Source organism: Amycolatopsis sp. NPDC098790, assembly GCF_044759945.1.
In the GTDB taxonomy this organism is placed as follows: domain Bacteria; phylum Actinomycetota; class Actinomycetes; order Mycobacteriales; family Pseudonocardiaceae; genus Amycolatopsis.
In genome coordinates this window covers 189,260-203,497 of sequence record NZ_JBIWAI010000001.1, presented here as the reverse complement: position 1 = coordinate 203,497, position 14,238 = coordinate 189,260, and the positions used below count along the sequence as shown (strand labels likewise).

The 14,238-nt window shown below is 71.2% G+C and carries 13 protein-coding genes and 1 pseudogene; 7 read left to right on the top strand and 7 right to left on the bottom strand.

Going from position 1 to position 14,238, the window contains the following annotated elements; all coding sequences use genetic code 11:
• Nucleotides 1-105 precede the first annotated feature (105 nt).
• Nucleotides 106-1,407: an amidohydrolase gene (locus tag ACIQWX_RS01060; RefSeq protein WP_400863890.1), complete on the top strand. Its 1,302-nt coding sequence runs from the start codon at nt 106-108 to the stop codon at nt 1,405-1,407.
• Nucleotides 1,408-1,704: 297 nt separating this feature from the next.
• Here ACIQWX_RS01060 and ACIQWX_RS01055 read toward each other — a convergent pair whose 3' ends face one another.
• Nucleotides 1,705-2,157, bottom strand: coding sequence for a gamma-glutamylcyclotransferase (locus tag ACIQWX_RS01055; RefSeq protein WP_400863887.1), 453 nt, complete (start codon nt 2,155-2,157; stop codon nt 1,705-1,707).
• A gap of 98 nt (nt 2,158-2,255) precedes the next feature.
• On the opposite strand from ACIQWX_RS01055, the pseudogene ACIQWX_RS01050 reads away from it, so the two are divergent.
• From ACIQWX_RS01050 to ACIQWX_RS01030, 5 genes and pseudogenes are all read left to right on the top strand, one after another.
• Nucleotides 2,256-3,686: pseudogene (locus ACIQWX_RS01050) on the top strand (NAD(P)H-quinone dehydrogenase); the annotation flags it as partial.
• Nucleotides 3,687-3,759: 73 nt separating this feature from the next.
• Nucleotides 3,760-4,218 carry a hypothetical protein gene (locus ACIQWX_RS01045; RefSeq protein ID WP_400863885.1) on the top strand — a complete coding sequence of 153 codons (459 nt, stop codon included), beginning with the start codon at nt 3,760-3,762 and terminating at the stop codon, nt 4,216-4,218.
• A 186-nt stretch (nt 4,219-4,404) separates the two neighbouring features.
• Nucleotides 4,405-4,959 (top strand): hypothetical protein, encoded by a 555-nt coding sequence (locus tag ACIQWX_RS01040; protein ID WP_400863882.1) that lies wholly within the window; start codon nt 4,405-4,407, stop codon nt 4,957-4,959.
• Nucleotides 4,960-5,009: 50 nt separating this feature from the next.
• Nucleotides 5,010-5,642 (top strand): class F sortase, encoded by a 633-nt coding sequence (locus ACIQWX_RS01035; protein WP_400863880.1) that lies wholly within the window; start codon nt 5,010-5,012, stop codon nt 5,640-5,642.
• Nucleotides 5,643-5,732: 90 nt separating this feature from the next.
• A complete protein-coding gene (locus tag ACIQWX_RS01030; RefSeq protein ID WP_400863877.1) occupies nt 5,733-6,536 on the top strand; it encodes a VOC family protein in 804 nt (267 codons plus the stop codon).
• Between the two features lie 49 nt (nt 6,537-6,585).
• Here the strand turns inward: ACIQWX_RS01030 and glpK are convergent, their stop codons facing one another.
• A complete protein-coding gene (gene glpK, locus ACIQWX_RS01025) occupies nt 6,586-8,100 on the bottom strand; it encodes a glycerol kinase GlpK (RefSeq protein WP_400863875.1) in 1,515 nt (504 codons plus the stop codon).
• A gap of 31 nt (nt 8,101-8,131) precedes the next feature.
• Nucleotides 8,132-8,881, bottom strand: a complete 750-nt coding sequence (locus tag ACIQWX_RS01020) for an MIP/aquaporin family protein (RefSeq protein WP_400863873.1) — start codon at nt 8,879-8,881, stop codon at nt 8,132-8,134.
• Between the two features lie 235 nt (nt 8,882-9,116).
• On the opposite strand from ACIQWX_RS01020, the gene ACIQWX_RS01015 reads away from it, so the two are divergent.
• Nucleotides 9,117-10,850 (top strand): glycerol-3-phosphate dehydrogenase/oxidase, encoded by a 1,734-nt coding sequence (locus tag ACIQWX_RS01015; protein WP_400863870.1) that lies wholly within the window; start codon nt 9,117-9,119, stop codon nt 10,848-10,850.
• A 128-nt stretch (nt 10,851-10,978) separates the two neighbouring features.
• Here ACIQWX_RS01015 and ACIQWX_RS01010 read toward each other — a convergent pair whose 3' ends face one another.
• The 4 genes from ACIQWX_RS01010 to ACIQWX_RS00995 form a co-directional block, all read right to left on the bottom strand.
• Nucleotides 10,979-11,509 (bottom strand): GNAT family N-acetyltransferase, encoded by a 531-nt coding sequence (locus tag ACIQWX_RS01010; RefSeq protein ID WP_400863867.1) that lies wholly within the window; start codon nt 11,507-11,509, stop codon nt 10,979-10,981.
• A gap of 60 nt (nt 11,510-11,569) precedes the next feature.
• A complete protein-coding gene (locus tag ACIQWX_RS01005) occupies nt 11,570-12,589 on the bottom strand; it encodes a hypothetical protein (RefSeq protein ID WP_400863864.1) in 1,020 nt (339 codons plus the stop codon).
• Nucleotides 12,590-12,665: 76 nt separating this feature from the next.
• The gene (locus ACIQWX_RS01000; RefSeq protein WP_400869336.1) at nt 12,666-13,826 is read right to left on the bottom strand and encodes a sensor histidine kinase; all 1,161 of its coding nucleotides are present in this window, start codon (nt 13,824-13,826) and stop codon (nt 12,666-12,668) included.
• A 21-nt stretch (nt 13,827-13,847) separates the two neighbouring features.
• Nucleotides 13,848-14,237 carry a DUF1707 domain-containing protein gene (locus tag ACIQWX_RS00995; RefSeq protein ID WP_400863861.1) on the bottom strand — a complete coding sequence of 130 codons (390 nt, stop codon included), beginning with the start codon at nt 14,235-14,237 and terminating at the stop codon, nt 13,848-13,850.
• Nucleotide 14,238: the final 1 nt, after the last annotated feature.

Genomic DNA, 14,238 nt, shown 5'->3' with positions numbered 1-14,238 from the left:
CTGCATGGTGCACGATCGTCTGCAAATGCGTACGACAGATCGATCGGCACGTTGCGTGACCCCAGCCGCTGCCCGGGTTACCCGTGTTGCGGGAGGAGGTGCGGCGTGACGGTGTTGGACTCACGACCGGACGTTCCAGGCGACCCCCATGGGCGCATCATCAACCCCATGGAGGGGTCCGAAGCGCTCATTTCCGAAGCCGGCGTAACCATGGCTCCCGTGGAGGACCTTGGTGCGGGCCGCGGCCCCTTCTGGCTCGACGACTGGCTGCGCGCCAACGCGACCGACGTGCTCGCCTGGCGCCGGCACATCCACGCGCACCCGGAGCTGTCGCGGCACGAGTTCGCGACCACGGAACTGGTCGTCACGCTGCTGCGCTCGGTCGGGCTCAAGCCGTGGGTGCTGCCCGGCGGCTCCGGTGTCGTCTGCGACATCGGCAGCGGCGAGCGGTGCGTGGCGCTGCGCGCGGACATGGACGCGCTGCCGCTCACCGAGGCGACCGGGCTGCCCTACGCCTCGACCGTCGAGGGCGCGGCCCACATGTGCGGCCACGACGCCCACACGGCGATCCTGCTGGGCGCGGCCCGCGCCCTGGCCGGCGCGCCGGAGCTGCCCGGCCGCGTCCGGCTGGTCTTCCAGCACGCCGAGGAGGTCATGCCCGGCGGCGCGCTGGACATGATCGCGGCGGGCGCGCTCGACGGCGTCGAGCGGATCTACGGCCTGCACGTCGACCCGCGGCTCGAGGTCGGCAAGGTCGGCATGCGCGTCGGCGCCCTGACGTCGGCGGCGGACCTGATCGAGCTGCGCCTGACCTCGCCGGGCGGCCACACGTCCCGGCCGCACCTGACGGCCGACCTGGTCCACGCGCTGGGCACGGTGATCACCGGGCTGCCCGCGCTGCTCTCGCGGCGGGTCGACCCGCGCTCGGGCACGGTCCTGGTGTGGGGCGCGGTGCACGCGGGCCAGGCGGCCAACGCGGTCCCGCAGGACGGCGTCCTGCGCGGCACCCTGCGGACCGCGGACCACGAGGTCTGGACGGCGCTGGAGCCGCTGGTGGCGTCGTCGGTGGAGTCCCTGCTGGCGCCCACGGGTGTCGGCTTCTCGCTCGACTACCGCCGCGGGGTCCCGCCGGTGGTGTCCGATCCGGACTCGACGGCCCTGATGCGCGCGGGCGCCGAAGCGGCGCTGGGCGAGGGCGCGGTGGCGCCGACGGAGCAGTCGTCCGGCGGCGAGGACTTCGGCTGGTACCTCGAGCACGTCCAGGGTGCGTTCGCCCGGTTGGGTGTCTGGCCCGGCGAGCCGGACCCGCAGTCGGACATCCACCGCCCGACCTTCGTCCTCGACGAGCGGGCCCTGCTGTGCGGGGTGCGGACCCTGGTCCACACCGCTTTGACCTCCCTCGCCTGAGCGGGGTTGTCCACAGCTTTTCGCAGTTGTCCACAGGCCGTGATCCGGCCCTTCCCCTGATCGGGGGAGGGCCGTTTTGCGCGCCCGCGATCAGGGCGGCAGACTGGACGGCGGCCTGGCTCCGGGAGCCCGGTCTACCTGCGGTTTCCCTTGTGCAGCAACGTGAATCGCGTTCGCGTGCCGGCGGGTCGACGAGGGCGCGACGGTCCGGGTGAGCGTGGTCGCGGGGGTGCCGGCGCGGTCCGGCGAGGGGCCGTGGTAGCGCTCAGGCCGCCGAGTTGTCCACAGGGTGTGGAGTCAGCCGGTGATGCCCGAACAGGGGCGGGTCCGCAGGTCGCCGACGTAGTCCGCGGGGGCCCCGGCGGCTTCCGCGGCGTCGGCCAGCACGCCCAGGTACCGCGCCGAGGGCAGGCCGCCCTCGTAGGCGTCCAGGACGTACAGCCAGGCGAGCGCCGAGCCGTCCATCGTCTGCACCCGCAGCCGGATCTTCGAGTGGATCCCGAGCTCGCCGCCTTCCCAGCGGTCCAGCCCGGTCTCGTCCAGCGGCGTCACGTCGTACAACACGACGAAGACCCGGGAACCCGGGTCCTCGACGATCGTCGCCAGTGCACCTTCCCAGCCGAGGTCCTCGCCGCCGAAGGTCAGGCGCCACCCCTCCAGCCAGCCGGTGCCGGCCATCGGAGAGTGCGGCGCGCGCTCCAGCATCTGGGCGGGCTCCATGTTCGATCCGTACGCGGCATACAACGGCACGCCCGACAGCGTAGCGACACCTCGCTCACCCGAGTGGACGCACTCGCCGTGTTCGCCCACTTCAGTGTCCGGACACCTCCGCCGCGTACGGTGAGAGCACCGCACTGACAGCCTTGAGGAGGACCCAGGTGACCAGGATCGTGATCATGGGCGGGGGCCCGGCCGGCTACGAAGCCGCGCTGGTCGCGGCTCAGCACGGAGCCGACGTCACGATCGTCGAGCGCGACGGCCTGGGCGGCGCCTGCGTCCTCTACGACTGCGTCCCCTCGAAGACGTTCATCGCCAGCTCCGGCGCGCTGGCCAAGATGCACGACCTCGGCGAGCTCGGCATCAACACCGACCTGGCCGACACGAGCATCGACCTCCCGACCGTCCACGGCCGGGTGAAGGGCCTCGCGCTCGCCCAGTCCGCCGACATCCGCGCCCGCGTCCAGCGCGAAGGCGTCCGCGTCCTCATCGGCGAAGCCCGCTTCTGCGACGAAGAGCCCGGCCTCGCGACCCACAAGGTCGCCGTGACGACGTCCGAAGGCACCGAGAAGCTGCCCGCCGACGTCGTCCTGATCGCCACCGGGGCCACCCCGCGCGTCCTGCCCGGCGCGGTGCCCGACGGCGAGCGCATCCTCGACTGGCGCCAGCTCTACGAGCTCCAGGAGCTGCCCGAGCACCTCGCCGTGATCGGCTCGGGCGTCACCGGCGCCGAGTTCGCGTCCGCCTACACCGAAATGGGCGTCAAGGTCACCGTCGTGTCCAGCCGCGACCGCGTCCTCCCGCACGAGGACGCCGATGCCGCCGCCGTGCTCGAGGAGGTCTTCTCGCAGCGCGGCACGACCGTCGCGAAGCAGGCGCGCGCCGACCGCGTCGAGCGCACCGAAAAGGGTGTCGAGATCTTCCTCGCCGACGGCCGCGTGATCGAAGCCAGCCACGCGCTGATGACCGTCGGGTCGGTCCCGAACACCAAGGACATCGGCCTCGACAAGGTCGGCATCGCACCCGGCCCCGGCGGGTTCATCACCGTCGACCGCGTCTCGCGCACCTCCGTTCCCGGGATCTACGCCGCCGGCGACTGCACCGGCGTGCTCATGCTGGCCTCGGTGGCGAGCATGCAGGGCCGCATCGCGATGTGGCACGCGCTGGGCGAGGGCGTCGCGCCGATCAAGCTCAAGACCGTCGCCGCCAACGTGTTCACCCACCCGGAGATCGCCACCGTCGGCATCAGCCAGCAGGCGATCGACTCCGGCGAGGTGCCCGCGCGCACCATCATGCTGCCCCTGGCCACCAACGCGCGCGCGAAGATGGAGGGCCTCCGCCGAGGCTTCGTGAAGCTGTTCTGCCGCCCCGCCACCGGCGTGGTCGTCGGTGGCGTCGTCGTGGCGCCGCAAGCGAGCGAGCTCATCCTCCCCATCGCGCTCGCCGTCCAGAACCAGCTCACAGTGGACCACCTGGCACTGACATTTTCGGTGTACCCGTCGCTGTCGGGGTCGATCACCGAGGCCGGCCGCCAGCTCATGCGCCACGACGATCTCGACTGAGCTCGGTAGGCAACCCGTCGCGCCCCGTCGCGTCTTGTCGGTTGTACGGCTGAAGGACGCGAAGGGTGCGAAGGTGCGCAAGACGGTGGTTTTCGTTGTGGCAGCGGTGATCGGGGCGACGACGCTGGCGGGGCCGGCATCGGCGCAGCAGAGCACGGTCCCGGCTCCGAGTGGCGCGCCGGCCAAGGGCAGCGTCCAGCTCAACGTGAACACCGCGATCAACCGGACGCTCGTGGACAAGTACGTCCGGGACGCACCGAACGTGGCGCTCGCGAAGTGCGACGGCGCTTCGCCGGAGTTCTCCTCGCCCGCGTTGACGTTCTCCAACTACACGCCGGGCCCGTTCATGGGCACCGACGCGAACATCAGCGCCGACGCCGCCCTCAAGCCGGGTACCGGAGCCGGGACGTACCCGCTGACCGTCACCTGCGGCGGCCAGACGTACACCACGCAGTTCACCGTGCCCGCGCCGCAGGTTTCGAAGGTGCCGTCGGGCGCCGCGAAAGCCGGCGACGGCAGCATGGCCGGCTGATTCTCCTTTTGCACCGAACCGCCCCGGAGCCTCGCTCCGGGGCGGTTTTTGTTTTGCCCGGGCGCAACCTTGCGCAGGTAGGGACGTCTTGAAGGTATAGGCAAACGGACGACGCCGAGGCAGGGGGAACTGCGACCGGCGCCGGAGGGAATTGCCGTGCCGAATCATTCCACAGGGGAGTAAAGAATGAAGAAGACCGTTGTCGTCGCGGGTGTCGCCGCGGCTTTCCTCGTCGTCGCGCCCGGTGCGGCGCTCGCGAGCACCACACCGACCACCACGCCGGAACCCGCTTCGGAGCACGCGGGCGTGCCGAAGGCGTACCTGCGCGTGCTGCCGAAGGTCGCCCGCCCGGGCGGCAAGGTGGAGATCCGCCTCGGCTGCGCCGCCGAGAGCACGCAGGGGCTGACGTCACCGGCGCTCACGATCAGCGCGCTGCGCCGCACCGGCCCGCAGACCGACCCCGCGGTGGCGCCGTCCGCCGTCGCGACCGCGGTCGTCAAGCAGGTCGAGCCGGGCGTCTACCCGGTGGCGTTCTCCTGCGGGGGCGCGGAGATCACGGCGAAGTTCACCGTGCTGGGTGCCTCGGCCGCCAAGCAGGTCACCAAGGTGCCCGCGGGCGCGCCGCAGACCGGCGGTACCGACGGGCCGTCCGACGGCAACCCACTGGCGGCCGCGGCCGCGATGGGCGTCCTCGCGGCCGGCGGCGGTCTCGTGCTGGCCAAGCGGGCCCGGCGCCGCTGAGGGGGTAGCGTCCGGGCCGCCCGGACGTGTCACCGCACGAGGGGGAGCACATGACCACGAGGAGCACCGGCAGACGGGGTTACCTGATCGCGCTGATCGTGGCGCTGCTGGCCGCGTTGGTGGTGCTGGCGCTGACGCTCGGCGGCGACCCCGAGCCGTCGACGGCGCAACCGCCGCCCGCGCGGCCGGTCGCGGTGGACCCGGCGCCCGGCGCCGTCGCCGCGTTGCCGAAGTCGGACCCGGTTTCGATCGACATCCCGAAGATCGGCGCGCACTCGTCGCTGGTCCCGCTGGGCGTCAACGCGGACAACACGATCCAGGTGCCGCCGGTGACCACGCCGCTGCAGGCGGGCTGGTACACGTACGCGCCGACGCCGGGCGAGGTCGGCCCGGCGATCGTCCTCGGGCACGTCGACGGCAACCACCAGAAGGGCATCTTCTTCCGGCTCAAGGAGCTGACCGCGGGCGACCGCGTCTCGATCGCGCGCGCGGACGGCACGACGGCGCTGTTCGAGGTGACGAAGGTGCATCAGGTGCCGAAGCAGGAGTTCGAGGGGGAAGGCGTCTACGACGACACGGCCGGGCCCGAGCTGCGGCTGATCACCTGCGGCGGTGTCTTCGACCGGAGCGCGCACAACTACGTCGACAACATCGTGGTGTACGCCCACCTCATCGGCGGCTGAGAGTCCTTCGGCCCTGGTTTTGTCGGGGGTGGGTGCCAGACTGTGTCGGCCGTCACCCGAGGCGGCGCCGACGAGGGTTGGGAGTGCGAAATGTTGTTCCGGGACGAGCGGTGGCCTGACGGCACGCCCAGCTGGGTGGACCTGATGGTGCCCGACCAGGCGAAAGCGGTGGCGTTCTACAGCGGCCTGTTCGGCTGGGACGTGCGGACGGGCGGTGATGAGACCGGCTTCTACGGCATGGCCGAGCTGAGTGGCCGGCCGGTCGCCGGCATCGGCCAGATCCCGCCGGGACAGAACGTGCCTCCGGTGTGGACGACGTACCTGTCGGTGTCCGACGTGGACAAGACGGTCGCGTCGATCACCGAAGCGGGCGGCCGGATCGTGATGCCGATGATGGAGGTCCTGAAGGAAGGCCGGATGGCGGTGGCGGCCGACCCGGCGGGCGCGGTGTTCGGCCTGTGGGAGCCGGGCCACCACCTGGGCACGCAGGTGACGGCGGCCCCGGGCACGCCGGCGTGGAACGAGTGCATGAGCCGCGACTACCCGGCGGCGAAGGCGTTCTACGAGCAGGTGTTCGGGTTCGGGTTCGAAGATCTGTCGAACGAGGAGTTCACGTACGCGGTGCTGCTGATCGACGGCCGCCCGGTCGGGGGTCTCGGTGCGCTGCCGGAGTCGGTACCGGCGGAGGTGCCGTCGAACTGGTCGACGTACTTCTCGGTGGCGGACGCCGACGCGAGTGCGGCTCGGGTGACCGAGCTGGGTGGGCGAGTGCTGGACCAGCCGTTCGATTCGCCTTACGGGCGGCAGGTGCGGGTGCTGGACGACCAGGGGGTGGCGTTCTTGGTCATCGCGCCGAACGAGCGGTCCGGGAAGCCGGAGGGCTGGGAGGACTGAGGCCGGCCGGGCCGGGGGCGCGCACTCGCGCCCCCGACCCGCCTTGCCGTCAGTCCTCGTCCGCGACCCAGTCGAAGGTCTTCGTCACCGCCTTCTTCCAGTTGCGGTACTCGCGCTCGCGGCGGGAGTCGTCCATCGCCGGGTCCCACTGCTTGTCCTGCGCCCAGTTGTTCCGGATGTCGTCCTCGGACTCCCAGAACCCGACCGCCAGCCCGGCCGCGTACGCCGCGCCCAGTGCCGTCGTCTCGTTCACCACCGGGCGGATCACCGGCACGCCGAGGATGTCGGCCTGGAACTGCATCAGCAGCTCGTTGACCACCATGCCGCCGTCCACCTTCAGCGACTTCAGCGGGACACCCGAGTCGGCGTTCATCGCGTCGATCACCTCGCGCGACTGGAACGCCGTCGCCTCCAGGACCGCCCTCGCCAGGTGTCCCTTGTTGACGAACCGCGTGAGCCCGACGATCGCGCCGCGTGCGTCAGAACGCCAGTAAGGAGCGAACAGACCCGAGAACGCCGGGACGAAGTACGCGCCGCCGTTGTCCTCGACGCTGCGCGCGTGCTCCTCGATCTCGGCCGCCGTCGTGATCATGCCCAGGTTGTCGCGCAGCCACTGCACCAGCGACCCGGTCACCGCGATGGAGCCTTCCAGCGCGTACACCGTGTCGTTCGAGCCGATCTTGTAGCAGACCGTCGTCAGGAGCCCGTTCTGCGACATCACCTTCTCGGTACCGGTGTTGAGCAGCATGAAGTTGCCGGTGCCGTAGGTGTTCTTGGCCTCGCCGGGCGAAAGGCAGGCCTGGCCGAACGTCGCGGCCTGCTGGTCGCCCAGGATGCCCGCGATCGGTACGCCGGCCAGCGCGCCCTTCTCGCGGACCTTGCCGTACTCCTCGGACGACGACCGGATCTCCGGCAGCATCGACAGCGGGATGCCCATCTCACCGGCGATGCCCTCGTCCCACTGCAGGGTGTCGAGGTCCATCAGCATCGTGCGCGACGCGTTGGTCGGGTCGGTGACGTGCACGCCGCCGTCGACGCCGCCCGTCATGTTCCACAGCACCCACGTGTCCATATTGCCGAAGATCAGGTCACCGGCTTCGGCCTTCTCGCGCGCGCCGTCGACGTTGTCGAGGATCCACTTGACCTTCGGCCCCGAGAAGTACGTCGCGAGCGGGAGCCCGACCTTGTCGCGGTAGCGCTCCTGGCCACCGCCGAGGTTGCCGAGCTCGGTGACGATCTTGTCGGTGCGGGTGTCCTGCCAGACGATCGCGTTGTACACCGGCTTGCCGGTCGTCTTGTCCCAGACGAGCGCCGTCTCGCGCTGGTTGGTGATGCCGACGGCGGCGATGTCCTTGGCGGTCAGGTCCGCCTTGGCCAGCGCGCCCGCGGCGACCCGGCGCGTGTTCTCCCAGATCTCCTCGGCGTTGTGCTCGACCCAGCCCGCCTTCGGGAAGATCTGCTCGTGCTCGCGCTGGTCGACCGAGACCACGCGGCCTTCGTGGTTGAAGATCATGCACCGGGTCGAGGTGGTGCCCTGGTCGATCGCGGCTACGTACGAAGTCATGTGTGCTCCAGGAGTTCTTCTCGGACGGCGATCAGGTCAGGTTGTGCACGAGGAGGTAGAGCAACGCGGCGAGCGCACCACCGGCGAGCGGGCCGACGACCGGGATCCACGAGTAACCCCAGTTGGCGTTCGCCTTGTTCCGGATCGGGAGCAGGAACGCGTACGCGATGCGCGGACCCAGGTCGCGCGCCGGGTTGATGGCGTAGCCCGTCGGCCCGCCGAGCGAGGTACCGATCACGAGCACGACGAACGACACGCCCGCGTAGCCGAGTGCGGAGTTGCCGAAGTTCGGGGTGCCGCCGTCGCCGGCCGCGAAGACCGGGCTGAGCAGGATCCAGGCCACCAGCACGAAAGTGCCGATGACCTCGGTGACGAGGTTCCAGACGGTGTTGGGGATCTGCGGTGCGGTGGAGAAGATGCCGAGCGTGTTCTCGGGCTCGGGGTGGTCGTCGAACTGCAGCTTGTAGGCGGCCCAGCAGAGCACGGCGCCGATGATCGCGCCGGCGAACTGCCCGATGAAGTAGAAGGGCACGTCCTTCCACGGCGTCTTGTCCGCGATCGCGAGCCCCAGCGTCACGGCCGGGTTCAGGTGGGCCCCGCTCGGCGCGGCGATGCTGGCGCCGGTGAAGACGGCGAACGCCCAGCCGAAGTTGATGAACAGGAAGCCGGCTTGGTGCCCGTTGTTCTTGCGGAGCACGTGGTTCGCGACCACACCGTTGCCGAGCAGGATCAGCGCGGCCGTTCCCAGTAGTTCCCAGACGATTGTTGCCCCAGCACTCACCGCTGCACCTCCACACTGGACACTCTGCGCAGGGTCGATCACGGCGTGCCACGGCACCGTTGCCGACCCACGTCCGGGGGACGTTACCGGTGCGCCGAAGATCATTCCAGGCACCGGGTAGCCGAATCTTTTTGCGAACGAAGCGGGTTACGCCACACGTGTCATCCGCGAACGGGCGGAGGATCACCAGGTCGTGCGATGCTGGAACCCTCGCCGGCACGAGGAGGAATGTCACGTGGCGCAGCACGCAGCGGAGACGAACCCGGCTCGACTGGGCCCGGCCAAACGGGACGAGACCTGGCAACGGCTCGGCAACGAGACGTTCGACCTCGTCGTCATCGGCGGCGGCGTGGTCGGCGCGGGCACGGCGCTCGACGCCGCGACGCGCGGGCTGCGGGTCGCGCTCGTTGAAGCCCGAGATCTCGCTTCGGGGACGTCGAGCCGGTCGAGCAAGCTGTTCCACGGCGGCCTGCGCTACCTGGAACAGCTCGAGTTCGGCCTGGTCCGGGAAGCGCTTCGCGAGCGCGAGCTGATGTTGACGACCATCGCGCCGCACCTCGTCAAGCCGGTCAGCTTCCTCTACCCGCTGACGCGCCGCGTCTGGGAACGGCCGTACACCGCGGCCGGCCTGCTGATGTACGACACGATGGGCGGCGCCCGCAGCGTCCCGGGCCAGAAGCACCTGACCCGCGCGGGCGCGCTGCGGATGGTGCCCGCGCTCAAGCGGTCGGCGCTGATCGGCGGGATCCGCTACTACGACGCCCAGTCCGACGACGCCCGCCACACGATGACGGTCGCGCGGACGGCGGCGCACTACGGCGCGGTCGTGCGGACGTCCACCCAGGTCGTCGGCTTCCTGCGCGAGGCCGACCGGGTGTCCGGCGTGCGCGTGCGCGACGTCGAGGACGGCCGCGAGACGGAGATCTCGGCGGCCGCGGTGATCAACTGCACCGGCGTCTGGACCGACGAGCTGCAGCGCCTGTCCGGCGGCCGCGGGCGGTTCCGGGTGCGGGCGAGCAAGGGCGTGCACATCGTCGTGCCGCGCGACCGGATCGTCTCGGAGTCGGGGATGATCCTGCGCACGGAGAAGTCGGTGCTGTTCGTCATCCCGTGGCGGAATCACTGGATCGTGGGAACCACGGACACGGACTGGAACCTCGACCTGGCCCACCCGGCGGCGACGAAGCACGACATCGACTACCTGCTGGAGCACGTCAACAGCGTCCTGGCGACGCCGCTGACGCACGACGACATCGAAGGCGTGTACGCGGGCCTTCGTCCGTTGCTGGCGGGGGAGAGCGAAGAGACGTCGAAGCTTTCGCGCGAGCACGCGGTGGCGCGGGTGGCGCCCGGCCTGGTCGCGATCGCGGGCGGCAAGTACACGACGTACCGGGTGATGGCGGCGGACGCGGTCGACGCGGCGGCGGTCGACCTGCCGGGCCGGTCGCAACCGTCGATCACGGACAAGGTCCCCCTGCTGGGCGCGGACGGCTACCACGCGCTGGTCAACCAGGCCGACCACCTGGCCGCCGAGCACGGCCTGCACCCGTACCGGGTCCGCCACCTGCTGGACCGCTACGGCTCCCTGGTCAACGAGGTCCTGGCAACGGCGAGCGGCCGCCCCGAGCTGCTGAAGCCGATCGAGCACGCCCCGGACTACCTGGGCGTCGAGGTGGTGTACGCGGCTTCGCACGAGGGCGCGCTGCACCTGGAGGACGTGCTGGCCCGCCGCACGCGCATTTCGATCGAGTACGCCCACCGAGGCGTGGACTGCGCCGAGCAGGTGGCCACCCTGGTGGGTGAAGTTCTGGGCTGGTCACCCGAAACGGTGAAGCGCGAGATCGAGGTCTACAACGCGCGGGTGGAGGCGGAGCGGGAGTCGCAGAGCCAGCCGAGCGACGAAGCGGCGGACGCGTTGAGGTCGGCGGCTCCGGAGGCCCGGGCGGGCATCGTGGAGCCGGTGAGCTGAGAGGTTGTCCCCAGCCTCCGCCAGTTGTGGACAACCAAGGCGGCGGACCGCCTTCGGCGCGGGTTTTGTCCGGGGGCGCCGATAGACTGGCCAAGGGGACGCCCCCCCTGGGAGCGGCGGGGGCTGTTTCAGGCCGTCCGGTGCCAGCGGATCAGCCGCTCACCGGTCGGCGCCCGCTCGGCCTCCGGGCCCACCAGCGTGAACCCGCAGCGTTCCGCCACGATCGCCGAGGCGGCGTTGCTCTCCTCGTACCGGTACGTCACCTCGGTCAACCCCAGCCCGCCGAACCCGAACCGCAGCGCCGCGCTCAACGCCGTCGTCGCGATGCCCTTGCCGCGCTCGGTCGGGTGCACCCAGATCGTCGCCTCCGCGTACGCCGAGGACAAGTCCAGCTCGCGCAACCCCACCTCGCCCAGCAGCCGGCCGGACGTCGGCTCCGCGATCGCCCACGAACAGCGCTCGTCGCCCGCCCACTGGGCCGCGCGCAGCGCGACGTACTCGGTGGCCTCGTCGAGCGTGCGCAAGCGGTAGTTCAGCACGTACTTGCGGTGCGTCGGGTCGGCGAACGCCTCCATCAGCAGCGGGCGGTCGTCGAGGTGCCGGTCGGCGCGCAGCTGGCGCAGGTAGTACGTGCCCGCGTTGATCTCCACCGGTTCCACTCCGCCCAGCCTAGCCAGGCCGGGAGCGCGTCGCCCCCGGCCTGGTGATCAAGGCCCCGATCAGGGCGTCAGGCGCCAGACGACCGGCAGTCCGCCCTCGTCCAGCGGGCGGTCGGACGCGGTGCCGGCGAACGTCCCGTCGTCGCTGACGAGGCGGGCTTGGAAGTTGGCGTACGTCCCCGGCCGCTTCAGGTCGCCGCCCGGCGTGCTGCCGCGCCACGCGATCGGCTTGCCGCGGAACGAGCCCGGGACCGGGGCCGTACCGGTGGACAGGCCGGCCCGGTTGAGCGCGTAGGCAGCGTCGCCGCCGGGCAGGAAGGTCATCGCACCCGCCGGATCCCAGCGGACGGCCCGCGAGCCCGCGACCGTCCCGTCCGAGGCCGAGCCGACCACCACGCCGTCGCGGATCCCGTACCCCGAGGCGTACTCGAAACCCGGGGCGACGAGCGACCGGTAGGTGCCGTCCTTCCACAGCAGGGGCTGGTCGGGCCCGGAGAACAGGACGGTGCCGTCCTCGTCGATGTCCATCGGGTACTGGTACTCGTGGACCTTCGGGATGATCACCGGCGCACTGCCGTCCGCCGGCCACACGATGGTGGCGTCCTGGGCGGGGTCGGAGTGGAAGACCGAGCCGAGCACGTCGCCGCGGGAGTTGACGGCCCTGCTCTGGGTGTCCTTGTAGCCGGCCGGCGTGTCACGCAGGTGGAAGCCGGTCGCGTCGAGCACGAACGACCGCGTGACGCTCGTGTCGTAGTCGATCGCCGTGCCGACGATCGTTCCGGCGCTGTTCTCGTCCTCGGCCATCGCCCACTCGTAGCCCTCCGGAACTCCGCGCACCACCGGCTTGCCGCCGCGCCAGCTCACGACCTGGAACTTGCCGGCGACCTGGAACGAACCGGTGTACTCGCCGTGGCCGTTCGAGCCCGTCAGGTACCCCAGCGAGTTCGGGCCGTCCGGCAACGGCAGGACCGTCGGTTTCCACGACAACCTCCCGGCCTGCGCCTGCGCCGGAACCCCCAGTGCGGTAACGGCGATCGCCACGGTGGCGAGCACCCCCGCCCGCATCCACATCTGCTTCATTTCGTCCCCTTTCCCCCGACCTGCGTGCCTTCCACGTCCGAGGAGGGGAACCGGTTGCCGGGCAAACGGAGCAATCTCAGAGAGCGGGCACCTGCGCGCTCACGGCGGTGCCGTCGCCCGGCGTGCTCTCGACCGTCAGCGTGCCCGCCACCCGCTGGACGCGCCGGCGCATGGACTCCAGTCCGAAGCCGGTGCCGTCGCCGCGGTCGCCCGTGCGGAAACCCACGCCGTCGTCGACGACGTCGAGCAGGACCAGATCGTCCGAATAGGACAGGGTGATCCCGATCCGGGACGCCCGGGCGTGCTTCTCCGCGTTCGCCAGCGCCTCCTGGGCGACGCGGTAGAGCGTCACCTCCAGCTCGGGCAGCAGGGGCCGGGTCTCGCCGGTCGTCTCGACGCGGACCGCGATGCCGGACGTTGAAGACACCCGGCCGGCCAGCTCGGAAAGCGCTTCCGGCAGCTGGGCCGCGTCCAAGGGCTCCGGCCGCAGTGCCTGGACCGCGCGACGCGCTTCGCCGAGGCTGTCGCGGGCCAGCTCGCGCACCTTCGCCAGCCGCCGGTCACGGTCCGGGCCGTCGCCGTCGGCGGCCTGCAGCTGCGTGACGATCCCGGTCAGGCCCTGGGCGAGCGTGTCGTGGATTTCGCGGGCCAGCCGCTGCCGCTCGTCGAGCACGCCCGCTTCCCGTGCCCGCGCCACCAGCTGCGCGTGCAGGCTCGCGTTTTCGGCCAACGCGGCTTCCAGCCGGACGTTCGCCTTCCGCCGTTGCTCGCTCTCCACGCCGACGAACCACGCCGCGTACAGCAGCGGCCCGGCCATCGACAGCACGAGCACCCAGGTCGGGCTGGGTGAGTCCGAGTTGGCGGCCAGCAGCGGCAGCGTCGCCGTCGCGGCCACCGCGAAGAACCCCCACCGCGCCGGGAAGAGCACGAAGGCGAGCGGATAGCCGAAGGACGCGAAGCCCATGAACGTGTCTTCGCGCGCCACCAGCAGCGTCGCCGCCGCGAGCACGCCGGCGTAGTAGCCCGCGGCGAGCCACGGGTGCGTCCGCCGGTGCCGGAACAGCGGGATCAGCAACGGCACCCACACCGCCGTCACCACGACGACGACCAGCGTGGCGCCCCGGACGCCGGGCCCCCAGAGCACGCACGCGGCGAGCGCGGCCAGGCCGACCCCGGTGAAGATCGGGCCCGCCAGCCGTTCGCCTCGGGCGTCCAGCGCGCCCGGAACCACGCCCATCACGGGCCGATTCTCGCAGGCTCAGCGCCGTCTGCGGGCTCCGGCGAGCATCGCGATCACCAGCGGCAGCGCGATGGAGATGATCAGCAGGCGGCCGCGGGACAGGATGAGCACGACGATCGCCAGGACGATCGCGATCGGGACCGCGCCGCGCTGCAGGAAGGTGACCAGCGGGCTGTCGCCGGACATCACCGGCACCTGGGGCGCGGCGGCCCCGTTGAGCAGGGCGCTCGGCCGCGGCGACGGCAGGTCGTCGAACAGCGGGACGAGCTCGCTGACCCGCTTGGCCGCGGTGACCTTCGCGGACCGGGTCCCGTACTCGTCGATGTCGAGGCGCCCGCTGCGGACGTGCTCTTCGAGGACGTCCAGGGCGTCCTGGCGTTCGGCGTCGCTCAACCGAATGTCGCTCACG